Raw genomic sequence first — 16573 nt, forward strand, 5'->3', positions numbered from 1 at the left:
ACACGGGGGCACTGCGCATGGTGAAGACGCCTGAGCGGATATGGGAGGAAGCCGACCTGGCCGCGCGGCGGCTGGCCGGGCTGGCGCTCAACCCCTCCACCCCCGAGGACGTCCTGCTGCGGCTGCTCGCCGACGGTCCGGCGGCGGTACGGATGGTGCTGTGCCGGGACCGGGACCTGCCCGACGCCGTCGTGGACGCGGTGATCGAGCACCCCGACACCTACACCCGCAGCTTCCTCGCCCGCAATCCCCACGTCGGTCCCGCCCAGCGCGTACGACTGATCGACGATCCGGAGTGGTTCGTCCGCGCCCACCTCACCGACGGGCCCCGGATGCCTTTTGGGGTCCGGCCCGAGCCACTGCCCGACGAGGCCGTCGTCCACATGATCAGGACGTACGGGAACGACGAACTCGCCGGTTCCTTCTACCAGCAGATCTCCACCGAGCTGCTGCGGACCATGCACAGGCACCCGGATGCGAAGGTCCGCCACTGGGGATTCGGCGCGTGGGACCAGCTGTCCGCCGACGCGCGGTCCGCGCTGCTGGCGGACCCCGACGCGGGCGTCCGGGACAGGGCGATGCGCCTTACGCGCGAGAAGGATCCGGCCTGGGTGGAGAGCGCGCTGCCCGCCCAGCCCTGCCACGCACGCACCGGCATACTGTGCAACCGACCCCTCACCAGAGCCGTCGTGGACCGCGTCCTGACCGCTCCGGCCGGGGAGAACGAGCGGGCGATGATCGCCTACAACCCCAGCCTCCCCGCCGATGTGGTGGCCCTCCTGGCCGCCGATCCGGATCCGGACGTACGGGAGCGCATCGCGTACCGCGCCGACCTCGGCCGCGCCGAACGCCGTGCGCTCGCCGTGGACCCCGACCCCAAGGTGCGGCTCGCGGTGTCCGTGCACCCGGCGTTGAGCGAGGAGGAGCGGGCCGCGATCGACTACGAGGTGCCCATGGACCGCGGTTTCCGCCACCGGCCCGCACCGTCGGTGCCACGGGACCCCGAGAGCGTCCGCCGGGATGCCCTGTCCGCCCACCCGGTGCTGCGCAGGAGGGCGGCCGGGGTCCACTCGCTCCCGCCGGACCTCGTGGCACGCCTGGCCGACGACGAGGACCTCGGTGTACGCGTCACGCTCGCCCAGAACCATCCCGACGCCCCCGCGGCCCTGCTGCTGCGCAGTTTCCTTGAGTACACCGGTTCCGACCGCGAGCACCTCGCCACCCGGCCGAACTTCCCGACCGTCCGAGTGGCCGACTTCGCCGACCACGAGGACCCCGAGGTCAGGGCCGTGGCCGTGCGTGACCCCGAGACCGCGCCGGCCGTCGTGGAACGCCTCACCAGGGACCCGGACCCCGCCGTCCGGGCCGCGGCGGCCCGCCACCCGAACCTCCCGCGGGCCCGGCTGACGGAACTCCTCGACGACGAGGAGCTGGCCCATCCGGCCGCGGCGAACCCGGCGTTGGAGGTGGCGACGATACGGTGGCTGTCGCGAACGCTCGAGGACCCGGCCGGGTCCTCCGTCGATACGCCGACATGAGCGGTCCGGCCCGCTCGGCTGCTCCAGTTCATCGACTCCGAGGCGTACAGGCCGATGATCGGACGGTAGGTGAACATCGGCCGGGGACGACACGTGAGAAGGAGTATGGGAACCCCACTCACCGTCTCTCCACCGCTGGAGCGGCCCGAAACGCGCGACCGCGGCCAGGTGCTGGGCCTTGACGGGCTCCGCGGTCTTGCCGCGCTGTACGTGTTGCTTTTTCACTGCTGGCTTCTGACCATGCCGGGCTTTCCCGCGAACTCGGGTCCCGCCTGGCTGGGCTGGCTGATGTACGGGCGTCTCGCCGTGGTCTTCTTTCTGGTGCTGTCCGGTTTCTCCCTGGCCATCTCGCCGGCCCGCAACGGCTGGCAGCTGGGCGGCGCTTCCCGGTTCCTGCGGCGCCGCGCGTGGCGCATCCTGCCTCCCTACTGGGCGGCACTCGCGTTGAGCCTGGTGGTTGCCTGGTTCGTCGTGCCCGCCTCGCATTTCGGACCGCCGACCGGCACCTCGATTCTGGTGTACGGCTTCGTGGTCCAGGACATGTTCACGGCCCCCACACCGAACGGGGCGTTCTGGTCGATCGGCGTCGAGGCGGAGCTCTATCTCGTCTTTCCGCTCCTCCTTCTCGTCCGACGGCGGCTGGGCGCGGTCGTCCTGGTCGTGGGCGTGACGCTCCTGGTGGTCGCACGTGGCCTGCTGGCGCCGAACGCGTCCCCGGTGGAAGGCGTGAACTGGCTGACTCCGAATCTCGCCCCCGTATTTGTCGCGGGCCTGGTGGGTGCGGGGATCACCGTCGCACCGGAGAAGGTCCGGCGCCTGCCGTGGCACTGGTTCGCCGCCCTGGCCGCCTTGCCGGTACTGGCCCTTGTCGTCATCAAGGGGTCGGTGTGGACGGTGGACCACTATTTCTGGGTCGATCTCGTCGCTGCGCCCGCCATGACGATGATCATCGCGGCGGTCGCCACCGGCAGGCCCGCCCCCCTCATGCGGCTCCTGGCCACGCGCCCCATGCGCGGCCTCGGCGACTTCTCGTACAGCCTCTACCTGGTTCACCTGCCGATCGTCATGATCGTCTGCCGAAAGATCGCCCCACGGTTCGTATCGCCCGGCCTGCCCGCGTTCTGGTTCACGCTGACACTGGCACTTCCCGCCTCGGTGCTGGGAGCCTGGCTGTTCGCCAAGGTGTTCGAGCTGCCTTTCAAGCGGAACCGATCATGGAAGTCCATGTTCTCGGCAGGCCGCGCGGTGACCCGACCGCACTCCTCGCGCTGACCCGACCGCACTCCTAGGGTGGGTGCCGTGCGTCTGCTCCTGATGTCCGACACCCATCTGCCCAAGCGGGCCAAGGCGCTGCCGTCGCAGCTGATGGCCGAACTCCCGCACGCCGACGTCGTCGTCCACGCGGGCGACTGGGTGGACACCGCCACCCTCGATCTGCTGGAGGAGCGGGCACGCACGCTCATCGGGGTGTACGGCAACAACGACGGCCCGGCCCTGCGCGCCCGCCTACCCGAGGTCGCCCGCGTCGAACTGGACGGCCTGCACCTCGGTGTCGTCCACGAGACCGGTGCCGCCCAGGGCCGTGAGCGGCGCTGCGCCGAGCGCTACCCCGACCTCGACGTCCTGGTCTTCGGACACAGCCACATCCCCTGGGACACCACCACCGAAACGGGCCTGCGCCTGCTCAACCCGGGCTCCCCGACCGACCGCCGCCGCCAGCCGCACCACACGTACATGACAGCGACCATGACCGACGGACGGCTGACCGAGGTGACTCTGCACCGTATCGAGTCCGGCTGAGGGACTCAGGCGTGCCGGTGCCGCCGTATGCGCAGGAAGACCAGTGCCAGTACGGCGGTGGCCGCCGCGACCGCCACGCGCTTGGCGACCGGGAGCCCGGCGGTCCGCAACAGGTCGATCGGTTCGACCGGTTCGACTGGCCGGACTGTTTCAACTGGATGGACTGTTTCAACTGGCTGGACGGGTTGGACGGGTTGGACTGCTTGTACCGGCTCCGGCGGCGCCGGTTCGTTCAGGCGCCGCGCCAGACACTCCGCGAACTGCCCGACCAGCTTGTCACCCACCTCCGCCATGACACCGCGACCGAACTGCGCCGGACGCCCCGTGACGGTCAGATCGGTCCGCACGGACACCTCCGTGCCGCCGTCGCGTCCGGCGAGCGTGCCCGTGACGGTGGCCCGTGCGGTGCCCTGGCCGCGGGTCTCCTTGCCGCTCGCGATCAGCACCATCCGGTGCGTGGACTCGTCCTGCTCCTCGAAGACGGCGGTGCCCCGGTATGTCACCGTGATGGGCCCCACCTTCACCTTCACCGAACCGGTCACGGTCTTGCCGTCGTAGTCGTCCACCGTCGCGCCGGGCATGCACGGGGCGATCCGTTCGACATCGAGAAGCACCCGCCAGACATCCTCGACGGGAACGGGGACGGTGAACTCATGGTGCAGTTCCATGCTGCTCTCCTCCGGTCGGATCGACGTGCCCGGAATGGATCGCCCCGCCCGTCGCCGTCAGCGGCGCACCGCTGCCGCCCCACCGCAGCGCGACGATCTCCGCGGCGACGGACACGGCCACCTCCTCCGGCGTACGGGCTCCGAGGTCGAGCCCGACCGGCGAGCGCAGCCGGGACAGCTCGCCCTCCGACAGACCGGCGTCGATGAGCCGTTTCCTGCGGTCGTCGTGGGTACGACGGCTGCCCATCGCCCCGATGTACGCGGCCGGGCGGCGCAGTGCCTCCTCCAGCAGGGGTACGTCGAACTTCGGGTCGTGGGTCAGGACGCAGATCACCGTGCGCGCGTCGGTCGTCGTACCCCGCAGATAGCGGTGCGGCCAGTCCACGACGACCTCCACACCCGCGGGGAACCGTTTCGCGGTGGCGAAGACCGGGCGGGCGTCGCACACCGTGACCCGGTAGCCGAGGAAGTCCCCGATACGGGCCACCGCGGCCGCGTAGTCGATCGCGCCGAAGACCAGCATGCGCGGCGGCGGCGCGAAGGAGTGCAGGAAGACGGTGACGGCGTCCTCGCGGCGCTCGCCGTGCGGACCGTAGTGCCGCCGGATCGTGGCCCCCTGGGCCAGTTCACCGCGGGCGTCGGCGGTGACGGCCACATCCAGGCCGGTGGAGCCCAGCGAACCGGCCACCTCGTCCGGCCACACCGCGAGTGTGGCCCCGAGCGGCGCCGGTCCCTCGATCACCGTCGCCACGGTCACGGGCCGGCCGGTGGCCACCGAGTCGGCCACCGCGGCGAAGGAGGGATCCTCGGTGGGCGTCACCCGGCGGATGAGGAGGGTGATCTCGCCGCCGCAGGTGAGCCCCACGGCGAACGCGTCCTCGTCGCTGTACCCGAAGGTCTCCAGGCGGGCCTCGCCGGAGGTCACCACCTCCTGGGCCAGCTCGAAGACCGCCCCCTCGACGCAGCCGCCGGACACGCTCCCCACGACCTCGTCGCCGGGCCCCACGGCCATGGCGGCTCCCGGGTCCCTGGGCGCGCTGCGGCTGACCGCGACCACCGTGGCGAGCCCGAAGGGGGAGCCCGCCGCGTACCACCGGTCCAGCGCCGGGAGGATCTCACGCATCGCTCGCTCCGCTCACCACAGGGTGTGTCCCACTCAAGAGTCCGCTCCTCTCACCACCGCCGCCAGCCGCTCCAGCGCGGCCGGGCTGTGTCCCTCGACGAACGCGTCCACGCTCGGCAGGGCCGCGGCCATCCCGCCGGCCAGCGGCGCGTAACCGGGTCGGGCTTTGCGCGGATTCGCCCAGATCACCCGGTGCGCGAGCCGGTGCAGGCGGCGCATCTGGTCCGCGAGCAGGGCCGGATCGCCACGCTCCCACCCGTCGGACAGCACCACGACCACCGCGCCGCGCGCCATGCCCCGCCGCCCCCACCGGTCCAGGAAGCCGCGCAGCATCTCACCCAGCCGGGTGCCACCACGCCAGTCCGGAACCGCCGCCGCGAGCGCGGCCATCGCCGTGTCGGGATCGGGGTGCGCCAGCTCCCGGGTCACCCGGGTCAGCCGGGTACCGATCGTGAAGACCTCCGTGCGGGTGCCCCGCGCGGCCCCGCCGGTACGGGGGCCGTGGAGGGCCGCGTGCGCGAACCGCAGCAGCGCGTCCGCGTACGGCCCCATCGAGCCGCTCACGTCCACGAGCAGCACTACCCGGCGCGGCCGGTCCGCTCGCGCGCGGTGCCGCAGCCGCGCCGGCTCCCCGCCGCCGCGCAGCAACTCCCGTACCGTGCGCCGCGGATCGACGGCGCCCCGCCGGGCCGGATACCGCCGAGCGGTGCGCCGGGCCTCGCCCCTCAGAGTGAACGCGGCCCGCAGGCGCCGCAGTTGGTCGCGCTCGGCGGCGGTCAGCTCGGCGAAGTCCCGGTGGCGCAGTACGTCGGTGGAGTCGGCCAGCACGGCCACGGGTACGGCGTCCTCGGCCCGCGCCGCCGGGCGGGGCACCGTACCGGCGCTCCGCAGGACCGTCCGGGTCCGCGGCGGGGGAGCGGCCCGGGCCGGGCCGGGGCCGGGCCGCCCGCCGAAGTACGCGGCGAAGACACGCTCGTAGCGCTCCAGGTCGTCCTGGCTCCCGCACAGGGTGAGCCGGCCCGCCCAGTACACGTCCGAGCGCGCACCGGGATCGAGCACGTCGAGCGCGCCCAGGAAGGCCTGCACACGGTCGGGCGCGGCATCGACGCCCGCGGCGCGCAATGCCCGGGCGAACCCGACGACCACGGCGGACGCGTCGACGGCGCTCGGTCGTCCCCCCTCGCCCCCGCCGGGCTTGCGGTTCCGGCCACCCCTGTCGTCCCTCCCGTCGCTGCTGTTCACGCTGTTCACGTCTTTCGCGCCGTGAGGATCGCCGCCAGATCCAGTCCTCGCGCCCGCTCGGTGTCCTCCCGGTACTTCAGCACCGAGCCCAGCGTCGCCACCGCCAGCTCCGCGTCCACCTCGGTCGCTCCCAGCGCGTCCAGGGCCTCCGCCCAGTCGATGGTCTCGGCGACCCCTGGCGGCTTGACCAGGTCCTCGGCGCGCAGGGCCTGCGCGAGGGCGGTCACCTGCTCGGCCAGCCGCTCGGTGACCCGCGGCAACGTCCTGCGCACGATGGCGAGTTCACGGGTGAACCCGGGGTGGTCGAACCAGTGGTAGAGGCACCGTCGCTTCAGCGCGTCGTGCACCTCCCGTGTCCGGTTCGAGGTGAGCACCACGACGGGCGGCACCTGTGCCCGCAGGGTGCCCAGTTCGGGAATGGTGATGGTGTACTCGGACAGCAGCTCCAGCAGGAACGCCTCGAACTCGTCGTCCGCGCGGTCGATCTCGTCGACCAGCAGCACCGACGGCTGGGTCTCCAGCGCCCGCAGCAAGGGCCGGGTGACGAGGAACCGCCGGTCGTACAGCTCCCCTTCGAGCCGGTCGGCATCCGTCACACCCGCCGCCTCGGCCGCCCGCAGATGCAGCAGCTGACGCGGGAAGTCCCAGTCGTACAGGGCCTGGGAGGCGTCGATGCCCTCGTAGCACTGGAGCCGGATCAGCGGGGCGTCCATCGCCTCGGCCAGGGCGGACGCGAGCGCGGTCTTGCCCACGCCCGCGTCGCCCTCGCAGAACAGCGGCCGGTGCAGCCGCAGCGCCAGGAAGCAGGCCACGGCCAGCCCGTCGTCGACGAGATACCCCGTCTTCTCCAAGCGGGCCCGCACCTCCGCCGGACCGCTCACCTCGTGCATGCGCGCTACTCCAGGGCGGCCAGCACCGAGCGCCGCGTGAGCACCCGGGCCAGGTGCGCGCGGTACTCGGGAGAGGCCGACGGATCGGACGAGGGGTGCGTGCCCTCCGCCGCCGCCTCGGCGGCACGGGCCACCGCGCCCGGCTCGGCGTCCGCGCCGGCGAGCGCCTCCTCGGCGGCCGTGGCCCGCAGCGGCGTGGAGCCCATGTTGCTCAGCCCGATCCGGGACTCGGCGAGGTGCCCCTCGTGCCGCCGGACGAGCGCCGCCACGCCGACCACCGCCCAGGCCTGCGCGACCCGCTGGAACTTCTCGTAGTGGAAACCCCAGCCCTCGGTCGACGGGATCTCCACCCCCACCAGCAGTTCGTCCGGGCGCAGCGCGGTCTGCAGATAGTCGAGGAAGAACTCCCTGGCCGGGATCGCGCGCCGCCCGTCCGGTCCCACCGCGATCAGGTTCGCGTCGAGGGCGAGGATCACGGCGGGCAGGTCGGCGGCCGGATCGGCGTGCGCGAGCGAACCGCCGAGGGTGCCGCGATGGCGTACGGCGGGATCGGCGACCGTGGCGGTGGCCGCCGCCAGCAGCCCGGCGTGCCGGCGCACCAGCGGGTCGCGGATGACGTCGTGGTGCGAGGTCATCGCGCCGATGACCAGCGTGCCGGCCTCCTCGCGGATCCCGCGCAGCTCCGGGATCCGGCCGATGTCGACGACCAGTTCGGGGAAGGCGAGCCGCAGCCGGAGCAGGGGCAGCAGGCTCTGCCCGCCGGCCAGCACCTTCGCGTCCTCGCCCGCGTCCGCGAGGGTGCGTACGGCCTCGTCGACGCTCGCGGGCCTCACGTAGTCGAATGCGGGGGGAATCATGCCGACGCCTCCTCACCGGAGCGGGCGGACCGAGCCGGGGCCTGGGCGGATCGAAGGGCTTCCCAGACCCGCTGCGGCGTGCAGGGCATCCGCACCTCGGTCACTCCGAGCGGGCGCAGCGCGTCCACGATCGCGTTGACGACGGCGGGCGTGGAGGCGATGGTCCCCGACTCGCCGACTCCCTTGGAACCCAGGGGATTCGAGGTCGCCGGTGTCTCCGTACGGGCCGTCACGAACTCGGGCAGGTCGACCGCCGAGGGCACGAGGTAGTCGGCCATCGTGCCCGAGACGAGGTTGCCCTCGTCGTCGTACACGGCCTCCTCGTACAGCGCCTGCGCGATGCCCTGCGCGACCCCGCCGTGCACCTGCCCCTCGACGATCATCGGGTTGATGACACTGCCGACGTCGTCGACACAGACGTACGAGCGGATAGTGGTCCGTCCGGTCTCGGTGTCGACCTCGACCGCGCACAGGTGGGTGCCGTGCGGGTAGGAGAAGTTGTCCGGGTCGACCAGGTGCTCGGCGTTGATGGTGGGCTCCATGCCGTCGGGCAGGTCGTGCGAGGAGAACGTCTCGAAGGCGACCTCCTGGATGGTCCTGCGCGCCTCGGGCGAGCCCTTCACGGAGAACACGCCGTGCGTGAACTCCAGGTCGTGTTCGCTCGCCTCGAGCAGATGCGCGGCCACCTTCCGCGCCTTCTCCACCACCTTCCGCGCGGCGTGGTGCACCGCGGCCCCGCCCACGACGAGCGAGCGTGAGCCGTAGGTGTCCATGCCCTGGGGCGCCGCCCTGGTGTCGCCGTGCACCACCTCGATGTCCTCGAAGGGCACCCCCAGCACATCGGCGGCGATCTGGCTCCAGCAGGTCACATGGCCCTGCCCGTGCGGGCTGGTGCCGGTGACCACCTCGACCTTTCCGGTGGGCAGCATGCGGATGCTCGCCGCCTCCCAGCCCCCGGCCGCGTACCGCAGGTCCCGCAGCACCCGGCTGGGCGCGAGCCCGCACATCTCGGTGTACGTGGACACGCCGATGCCCAGGCGTACCAGGTCGCCGCGCCGGTTGCGGTCCGCCTGCTCGGCGCGCAGCTCGTCGTACCCGAAGAGCGCGAGCGCCTTGTCCGTGGCGGCCTCGTAGTTGCCGCTGTCGTAGGTCAGACCCGCGACCGACGTGTAGGGGAACTCCTCGTGCCGGATCCAGTTCAGGCGCCTCAACTCGATGGGATCCATACCGAGTTCGACGGCCAGCTCGTCCATGATCCGTTCGATGGCGTACGTCGCCTCGGGGCGCCCCGCGCCGCGGTAGGCGTCGGTCGGCGTCCTGGTCGTGAAGACGCCGGTGCAGGTGAAGTCGTACGCGTCCATCTTGTAGATCGCCGGGTACATGAAGGCGCCCAGGATCGGGATGCCCGGGGTGACGAGCATCAGATAGGCGCCCATGTCGGCGAGGAGGTCGACCTTGAGGCCGAGCAGCCTGCCCTCGCGGGTGGCGGCGATCTCGATGTCCTGGATCATGCCGCGGCCGTGGTGGGTCGCGAGATAGCCCTCGGAGCGCGACTCGGTCCACTTCACGGGCCGCCCGAGCCGCCGCGCGACGGCCAGGGCGAGGGCCTCCTCGCCGTATACCTGGAGCTTGGAGCCGAAGCCGCCGCCGACGTCGGGAGCGATCACGCGCAGCTTCTGCTCGGGGATGCCGGTGACGACGGCGAGCATGATCCGCAGGATGTGCGGGATCTGGGTGGCCGAGTAGACGGTGTACTCGCCGGAGGCCGCGAGCGGGGTGACCACGACGGCGCGCGGCTCCATGGCGTTGGGGATGAGCCGCTGCTGGAGGTAGCGGCGCTTCAGGACGACGTCCGCGCGCTCCCGCACGGCCGCGTAGTTCTCGCCGGTGGCCAGCGGCCAGACGTAGCAGCGGTTGGTGCCCTTGTCGGAGTGGACCAGCGGGGCGTTGTCGGCGAGGGCGGCCTCCAGGTCGAGCACCGGGGGCAACGGTGTGTAGTCGACCTCGATGGCCTCCAGGGCGTCGGCGGCCGCGTACCGGTCGCGGGCCACGACGACGGCCACCGGGTCGCCCGCGTACCGGACCTCGTCGACCGCGATCGGCGGGTGGTCGGGCAGGACGATGTCCTCGGTGACCGGCCAGGCGCAGGGGAGTGAGCCGAGGCCCTCGGCGAGGTCCCGGCCGGTGAACGCGGCGACCACGCCGGGGCGCTCGCGGGCGGCCGTGACGTCGACCCGGTCGATCCGCGCGTGTGCCATGGGGCTGCGTAGGATCGCCAGGTGGAGCAGTCCGTTGACGTCGATGTTGTCGGTCCAGTTGGTCTGCCCGGTGACCAGACGGGCGTCCTCCTTGCGCGGCCGGGAACGGCCGACCTCGCGTTCGGCGATCCGGTCCGTCACGGCGAGACCTCCTGTCCCGAGGCGGCGAGGACCGCGCGCACGATGTTCTGGTAGCCGGTGCACCGGCACAGGTTGCCCTCCAGGGCCTCCCGCACCTCCCGCGCGGCCGGGGCCGGGTTCTCGCGGAGCAGATCCCGGGCCGCCATGATCATCCCGGGGGTGCAGTAGCCGCACTGGAGCGCGTGCCGCTCGTGGAACGCCTTCTGGAGCGCGTGCCACTCACCGTCCTGCGCCAGCCCCTGGATGGTGGTCACTTCGCTCCCGTCCGCCTGGACGGCGAGGACCGAGCAACTCTTGACGGTTTCCCCGTCCAGGTCGACCGTGCAGGCCCCGCAGTTCGACGTGTCGCAGCCGATCGGGGTGCCGGTCAGACCCAGGTGGTCGCGCAGGTAGTGGACCAGGAGGAGACGGGGTTCGACCTCGTCCTCGTACGTGGTGCCGTCCACCTTCACCGATATGCGGGTCATGTGCCCTCCCGGAGAGCCAGGTGAGGGTTATCAGCCATTTTACGTGATGTGCGTCACTCTAGGTCCACTTGGGGAGGGCGGCGAGTGCTGCGGCAGGGATTTGTTGAGCGTTAATCCGTTGCTGCCGGGCCGGGCCGCCTGCTGCACTGAGGGGGACGCGTCCACCAAGATCAGGGAGCAGCAATGCGCACACCGTTCATGTCCACCCAGGAAGGAATCACTCCCACTTCAAAGGACATGACACCCGGTGCATATGCTCAACCTGGGAATCCTGGCGCACGTAGACGCCGGTAAGACGAGTCTGACCGAGCGGCTGCTGCACTCGGTCGGAGTCATCGACGAGATCGGCAGCGTCGACGACGGAAGCACCCAGACCGATTCGCTCGCGCTGGAGCGGCAGCGCGGTATCACCATCAAGTCCGCCGTGGTCTCCTTCGCCGTCGACGACGTAACGGTCAATCTGATCGACACCCCGGGACACCCGGACTTCATCGCGGAGGTGGAGCGGGTGCTGAGCGTGCTCGACGGCGCGGTGCTGGTGATCTCCGCCGTGGAGGGTGTACAGGCGCAGACCCGGGTGCTGATGAGGACGCTCAGGCGGCTGCGCATTCCGACGCTCGTCTTCGTCAACAAGATCGACCGTGGCGGGGCGTGGCCCGAGCGCGTGCTGGACGCCGTCGCGGCGCGGCTCACGCCGGCGGTCGTCCCCATGGGCGAGGTCCGGGCGCAGGGCACACGGGACGCCCGCTTCAGCCTGTTCGACGAGGCGCGGCTCGGCGCGCCGCTGCTCGACCTGCTCGCCGAGCACGACGACGGGCTGCTCGCCGCGTATGTCGAGGGCCGGGTGTCGTACGACCTGATCCGCAGCGCTCTGGTGCGGCAGACGGGGCAGACCCTGGTGCATCCCGTGTTCTTCGGCTCAGCCGTGACGGGCGCCGGGGTCGACGAACTGATCGCGGGGATCAAGGAGTTGCTGCCCCGCGCCGAGGCGGATGTCGACGGCCCGGTCTCGGCCAGCGTCTTCAAGGTCGAGCGCGGGCCCGCCGGGGAGAAGGTCGCGTACGCCCGGATGTTCTCCGGGACGCTGCGGACCCGCGACCGGCTGCCGCTGGGCGACGGTGTGGAGGGCAGGGTCACGGCGATCAGCGTCTTTGACCGGGGTGCGGCGGTGCGCGAGCAGTCCGTGGCCGCGGGGCGGATCGGCAAGCTCTGGGGCCTCGCGGACATCCGCATCGGCGACACCATCGGCGTACCCCGGAAGTCGTCGGCCGGCGAGCACCACTTCTCGCCCCCGACCCTCGAAACCGTCGTCGAACCCCGCCGTCCGACCGACAAGGGCGCACTGCACGGCGCCCTCACTCAATTGGCCGAGCAGGACCCGCTGATCGATCTGCGCCAGGACGAGACGCGCAAGGAGATCTCCGTGTCGCTCTACGGAGAGGTGCAGAAAGAGGTCATCCAGGCGACTCTGGCCGATGAGTTCGGCATCGACGTCCTGTTCCGCGAGACGACACTGCTGTGCATCGAGCGGCCCCTCGGCAGCGGCGCGGCGGCCGAGTTCATCAAGAAGGACCCCAATCCCTTCCTCGCGACCGTCGGCCTGCGCATCGATCCGGCCCCGGTCGGCTCCGGGGTGCGGTTCCGGCTGGAGGTCGAGCTCGGAGCGATGCCGTACGCGTTCTTCAAGGCGGTCGAGGACACCGTGAAGGAGACGCTCGCGCAGGGAATCCACGGCTGGCAGGTGACGGACTGCACGGTCACCATGACCCACTCCGGCTATTGGCCCCGGCAGAGCCACGCCCACCAGGGTTTCGACAAGAGCATGTCCAGCACGGGCGCCGACTTCCGGGGCCTGACCCCGCTGGTGGTGATGGACGCGTTGCGGGCGGCGGGCACCCAGGTGTACGAGCCGATGCACCGCTTCAGGCTGGAAGCCCCGGCGGACACGCTGGGCACGGTCCTGCCGGTGCTGGCGAGGCAGGGGGCCGTCGCGGCGAGCACCGAGCTGCGGGGTGCTTCGTGTGTGCTGGAGGGCCGGATCCCGGTCGCCCGGGTCCATGGGCTGGAGCGGCAGCTCCCGGGGCTGACCCGCGGTGAGGGCGAGCTGGAATGCGCCTTCGACCACTACGCGCCGGTCCTGCGGGGCACGGTCCCGGACCGGCCGCGCACGGACCTCAACCCGCTGGACCGGAAGGAGTATCTGCTGAACGTGACGCGGAGGGTCGGGGCCTGAGCCCGCACCCGGCGACACGTCTCCCAAATGATCCCCAAAAGCTGAAACTTACTCTGGAGTCAGAAGTATTGACGCCTTCTTGCGCACCGGCGACTGTTGTGAACATGTCGAAGTTACGTGCGCGTCTGCTCGGCGTCCTCGTGCTCCTCACCGGCTTCCTCTCGGCGGCGGGCGCCCAGCCCGCCGCCGCGGACGGATTCCCCGACTCCCTGTGGTTCGACGCCCCGGCGGCGGCCACCCTCACGGTCGACAAGGGCCGATTCCTCGACGGACTCGGTCGCGAGGTCGTCCTGCGCGGCTACAACGTCTCCGGCGAGACGAAACTCGAAGAGAACAGCGGCCTGCCCTTCGCCTCGGTCGCCGACGCCAAGAAGTCCGCGACGGCCCTGCGGGCCCTCGGCGGCGGCAACTCCGTGCGCTTCCTGCTCTCCTGGGCCCACGCCGAACCCGTACGAGGCCAGGTCGACTCCACCTACCTCGCCGCCGCCACCGACCAGATACGCGCCTTCCTCGACGCCGGAATCCGCGTGTATCCCGACTTCCACCAGGACCTCTACTCCCGTTACCTCTTCAACTCGGGCAGCTGGTACACCGGCGACGGAGCGCCCAAGTGGGCCGTGGACGCCGGGAACTACGCCGCCGAGTCCTGCGGGATCTGCATCTTCTGGGGCCAGAACATCACCCAGAACGGGGCCGTGAAGCAGGCACAGTACGACTTCTGGCACAACGCGTACGGCGTCCAGGACGCCTTCCTCACCACGGCCCAGGCCACCATGGCCTATGTCAGACAGCACCTCACCACCGCCCAGTTCGCGGGCCTCGTCGGCTTCGACCCGTTCAACGAGCCGTACGCGGGCACCTACGACTCCGGGCAGACCAGCCGCACCTGGGAGCGGGACCTGCTCTGGCCGTTCTATGTGAAGTTCCGGGCCCGGATGGACGCGGCCGGCTGGCAGGACAAGCCCGCCTTCGTCGAAGCCAACCTCTTCTGGAACTCCAACATCGACTCCCAGAAGCAGGAGGGCGGCCTGCTCGACGCGGGCACCCTCGGCCCGCGCTATGTCTTCAACACCCACTTCTACGACCAGAAGGCCATCTCGGGCATCCTCATGTGGGGCAACGCCGAGGACGGCCAGTACGCCACCGACTTCGGGACGGTCCGCGACCGTGCCTCGGCCGCGGGGACGACGGCGATCGTCAGCGAGTTCGGCCATCCGCTGTCGGGAACGGTCGCAGGCAAGGCCCCGACCGTCGACAAGGCGATGTACCAGGCCCTCGACTCCCGCCTCACGGGCGCCACCTGGTGGACCAAGCCGGCGTCCTCCGGACCGGTGCTCTCCGGCACCCAGTGGCAGTGGGACATCTACAACGGCCGCCATCACGAGCTGATGAACGGCAACGCGAGCAAGGTTCTCACCTCAGGCGACGCCTGGAACGACGAGGACCTCTCCGCCGTACGCCTCGACGACTCCGGCACGGCCGTCCTGCGCCAGGACGCCCGCCTCCTCGACCGGCTCTATCCGAGCGCGACCTCGGGCAGCGCGGTCGCCTTCACCTACGAGGACCGCTCCCGGGACGGCTCCACCACCCTGACCTGGAACCCGGTTCCGTCGTCCCTGCCGCACGTCTCCCAGCTGGTGGGATCGGGCCAGTACGGGCTGCTCCTGTGGCGCTCGGGCGGCGGCGGCGCTCCCACCGAACTCCATCTCCCGGCGTCCTTCCCGACCGCGTCCACGACGGTGGTCTCCGACCTCGGGGCGACGATCTCCCCACCCGCGTACACCACGACCACCCCGATCGCCGTGGCCCCCGAGCCGGGCGGTACCGGAAGCCGCCGACTGCTGCTCACGGCACCGGACTCGGGGACCCTGCACTACGCGCTGGTCACGAACGGGGCGACGGCTCCGTCCGCCGACCTGCTGAGCGCGGCCCGCTCAGAACTGACCTCGTGGGCCGCGACGGCGGTCAACTAGTCGAAGGACTGGTCCAGTTCGCCTCCACATGGCCGAGGCGAACACGCTGGGGGTGGTCGCCGACCGGCACCGACACCGTCTTCTGCCCCGTGGCGAAGTCGATGGCGGTGACCTGGTCGGCGCCGCTCTCGGAGACGATGCAGTCCTTGCCGTCACCGCTGACGGTCGCCCAGTACGGCTTCGAGGCGGTGACGAGCGGACCCTCCTGGAGGGTGGCGCGGTCGACGACGGTCGCGTAGTCGTCCATCGTTCCCGCGACACACAGCTTGGTGCCGGAGGGGTTCATCGAAATGCCGTGGTGGCGCGAGTCGTTGACCCAGGTGGTGCGGTCCGTGCTGGTCGCCGGGTTCATCGGCAGGGTCTTCACCCGGGTGATCCGGTCGGAGGCCACGTCGTACTCCAGGAAGCCGTTGAAGAACGACACCTGGAAGTACAGCTTGGACTCGTCGGGGCTGAAGACGGCGGGCCGGACCGCGTCGGAGAAGTCGCTGAGGCCGATGGCGTCCAGCCGCTGGCGCATGTCGATCACCTTGACCTGCTTGTAGGTGGTCGCGTCGACGACGGTGATGTGCCGGTCGCCCTTCGTCCAGTCCAGCCACGGGTCGTCGAGTGCGGTGTTCACATCGCCGATGGCCATGTTCCAGATGTACTTGCCGTCCCGCGTGAAGATGTTCTCGTGCGGCTTGTCGCCGGTGCCGAAGGAGCCCAGCTGCTTACCGGTGTTGATGTCGAGCACGTGCACGGTGTTCGCGGTCGACGCGGAGACCGCGACGCGGGTGCCGTCGGGGGAGACGGCCATGTGGTCGGATCGGTAACCCGACACGGGGAAACGCCAGTTGATCTTGTCGGTGGCGAGGTCGATCGAGACGACATCGGCGAAGCTGGGGCGGGAGACGACCACCGACTTGCCGTCGGGCGTGGAGTACATGTCGTCCACGAGCTGGTCGTGGCCCTCGCCGACGCCGTTGCGGATGGCCAGGAAGTAGATCCACTTGATCGGATCGGCGTTGATCTCCGCCATCCGTGCGTCCTTGTCCGGGACGACGTTGATCCGGCCGATCTTCGCGAAGTCACCGGTGGACTTGATCACGTCCGCGGTGCCGTCCCAGTTGTTGCCCACGAACATCACTTCGCGCAGGTCGGCTGTGGCGGCCTGCGCGGCGCTCTGCGCGGAGGCCGCGGTCGCCGTACCGCCGAGCGTGAAGGTGAGAGCGACGGCGGCGGCGAGCGTACAGAGGTGTCTGGGTCTGAGGACAGACATGGTGAGTCCCTTGTCGTAGGCGGGGGGTGCGAGGCTCCGAAGACTCTGAACACGACTGAGTTCAGAGTTGACTTACTGGAAAGTAAGGAGGGGGCGCCCCTCTCCACAAGGGTCCGTGCACG

General features: G+C 70.9%; 13 protein-coding genes. 5 read left to right on the plus strand and 8 right to left on the minus strand.

What is annotated here, in order from left to right:
* The first annotated feature begins 17 nt into the window (after window positions 1–17).
* The 3 genes from OG819_RS31810 to OG819_RS31820 all read left to right on the plus strand — a co-directional run bounded on the left by OG819_RS31810 (window position 18) and on the right by OG819_RS31820 (window position 3338).
* Complete coding sequence (locus OG819_RS31810; RefSeq protein ID WP_266652002.1) at window positions 18–1538, plus strand: hypothetical protein; 1521 nt, start codon at window positions 18–20, stop codon at window positions 1536–1538.
* A gap of 105 nt (window positions 1539–1643) precedes the next feature.
* The gene (locus OG819_RS31815; RefSeq protein WP_266652004.1) at window positions 1644–2810 is read left to right on the plus strand and encodes an acyltransferase; all 1167 of its coding nucleotides are present in this window, start codon (window positions 1644–1646) and stop codon (window positions 2808–2810) included.
* A gap of 27 nt (window positions 2811–2837) precedes the next feature.
* Window positions 2838–3338: a metallophosphoesterase gene (locus OG819_RS31820; RefSeq protein ID WP_266652005.1), complete on the plus strand. Its 501-nt coding sequence runs from the start codon at window positions 2838–2840 to the stop codon at window positions 3336–3338.
* Window positions 3339–3343: 5 nt separating this feature from the next.
* Here the strand turns inward: OG819_RS31820 and OG819_RS31825 are convergent, their stop codons facing one another.
* The 7 genes from OG819_RS31825 to OG819_RS31855 all read right to left on the minus strand — a co-directional run bounded on the left by OG819_RS31825 (window position 3344) and on the right by OG819_RS31855 (window position 10984).
* Window positions 3344–4006 (minus strand): SRPBCC family protein, encoded by a 663-nt coding sequence (locus tag OG819_RS31825; RefSeq protein WP_266652007.1) that lies wholly within the window; start codon window positions 4004–4006, stop codon window positions 3344–3346.
* Window positions 3990–5129, minus strand: a complete 1140-nt coding sequence (locus tag OG819_RS31830) for an XdhC family protein (protein ID WP_266621932.1) — start codon at window positions 5127–5129, stop codon at window positions 3990–3992. The genes OG819_RS31825 and OG819_RS31830 overlap by 17 nt, the downstream gene beginning before the upstream one ends.
* A gap of 33 nt (window positions 5130–5162) precedes the next feature.
* Window positions 5163–6275 carry a VWA domain-containing protein gene (locus OG819_RS31835; RefSeq protein ID WP_266652895.1) on the minus strand — a complete coding sequence of 371 codons (1113 nt, stop codon included), beginning with the start codon at window positions 6273–6275 and terminating at the stop codon, window positions 5163–5165.
* 101 nt (window positions 6276–6376) lie between these two features.
* Window positions 6377–7261 (minus strand): MoxR family ATPase, encoded by an 885-nt coding sequence (locus OG819_RS31840; protein WP_266652009.1) that lies wholly within the window; start codon window positions 7259–7261, stop codon window positions 6377–6379.
* A 5-nt stretch (window positions 7262–7266) separates the two neighbouring features.
* Complete coding sequence (locus OG819_RS31845) at window positions 7267–8118, minus strand: xanthine dehydrogenase family protein subunit M (protein WP_266621928.1); 852 nt, start codon at window positions 8116–8118, stop codon at window positions 7267–7269.
* A complete protein-coding gene (locus OG819_RS31850; RefSeq protein ID WP_266652011.1) occupies window positions 8115–10517 on the minus strand; it encodes a xanthine dehydrogenase family protein molybdopterin-binding subunit in 2403 nt (800 codons plus the stop codon). The genes OG819_RS31845 and OG819_RS31850 overlap by 4 nt, the downstream gene beginning before the upstream one ends.
* The gene (locus OG819_RS31855) at window positions 10514–10984 is read right to left on the minus strand and encodes a (2Fe-2S)-binding protein (RefSeq protein ID WP_266579779.1); all 471 of its coding nucleotides are present in this window, start codon (window positions 10982–10984) and stop codon (window positions 10514–10516) included. Before OG819_RS31855 ends, OG819_RS31850 begins: the two co-directional genes overlap by 4 nt.
* Window positions 10985–11231: 247 nt before the next feature.
* Between OG819_RS31855 and OG819_RS31860 the strand changes: the two genes are divergently transcribed.
* Window positions 11232–13217 (plus strand): translation factor GTPase family protein, encoded by a 1986-nt coding sequence (locus tag OG819_RS31860; RefSeq protein WP_266652013.1) that lies wholly within the window; start codon window positions 11232–11234, stop codon window positions 13215–13217.
* Between the two features lie 104 nt (window positions 13218–13321).
* Window positions 13322–15190, plus strand: a complete 1869-nt coding sequence (locus OG819_RS31865; protein WP_266652014.1) for a cellulase family glycosylhydrolase — start codon at window positions 13322–13324, stop codon at window positions 15188–15190.
* On the opposite strand, the gene OG819_RS31870 is transcribed toward OG819_RS31865, so the two are convergent.
* The gene (locus OG819_RS31870; protein ID WP_266652016.1) at window positions 15183–16451 is read right to left on the minus strand and encodes a YncE family protein; all 1269 of its coding nucleotides are present in this window, start codon (window positions 16449–16451) and stop codon (window positions 15183–15185) included. The genes OG819_RS31865 and OG819_RS31870 overlap by 8 nt on opposite strands.
* Window positions 16452–16573: the final 122 nt, after the last annotated feature.

It is taken from the genome of Streptomyces sp. NBC_01549, assembly GCF_026339955.1.
Taxonomy (GTDB): Bacteria; Actinomycetota; Actinomycetes; order Streptomycetales; family Streptomycetaceae; genus Streptomyces.

What these genes read in the sequence shown, in the direction of transcription:
- OG819_RS31825 (WP_266652007.1), bottom strand. Translation starts at nt 4,006, where the DNA reads ATGGAACTGCACCATGAGTTCACCGTCCCCGTTCCCGTCGAGGATGTC.
- OG819_RS31865 (WP_266652014.1), top strand. Translation starts at nt 13,322, where the DNA reads ATGTCGAAGTTACGTGCGCGTCTGCTCGGCGTCCTCGTGCTCCTCACC.
- OG819_RS31870 (WP_266652016.1), bottom strand. Translation starts at nt 16,451, where the DNA reads ATGTCTGTCCTCAGACCCAGACACCTCTGTACGCTCGCCGCCGCCGTC.
- OG819_RS31815 (WP_266652004.1), top strand. Translation starts at nt 1,644, where the DNA reads ATGGGAACCCCACTCACCGTCTCTCCACCGCTGGAGCGGCCCGAAACG.
- OG819_RS31845 (WP_266621928.1), bottom strand. Translation starts at nt 8,118, where the DNA reads ATGATTCCCCCCGCATTCGACTACGTGAGGCCCGCGAGCGTCGACGAG.
- OG819_RS31810 (WP_266652002.1), top strand. Translation starts at nt 18, where the DNA reads ATGGTGAAGACGCCTGAGCGGATATGGGAGGAAGCCGACCTGGCCGCG.
- OG819_RS31840 (WP_266652009.1), bottom strand. Translation starts at nt 7,261, where the DNA reads ATGCACGAGGTGAGCGGTCCGGCGGAGGTGCGGGCCCGCTTGGAGAAG.
- OG819_RS31830 (WP_266621932.1), bottom strand. Translation starts at nt 5,129, where the DNA reads ATGCGTGAGATCCTCCCGGCGCTGGACCGGTGGTACGCGGCGGGCTCC.
- OG819_RS31855 (WP_266579779.1), bottom strand. Translation starts at nt 10,984, where the DNA reads ATGACCCGCATATCGGTGAAGGTGGACGGCACCACGTACGAGGACGAG.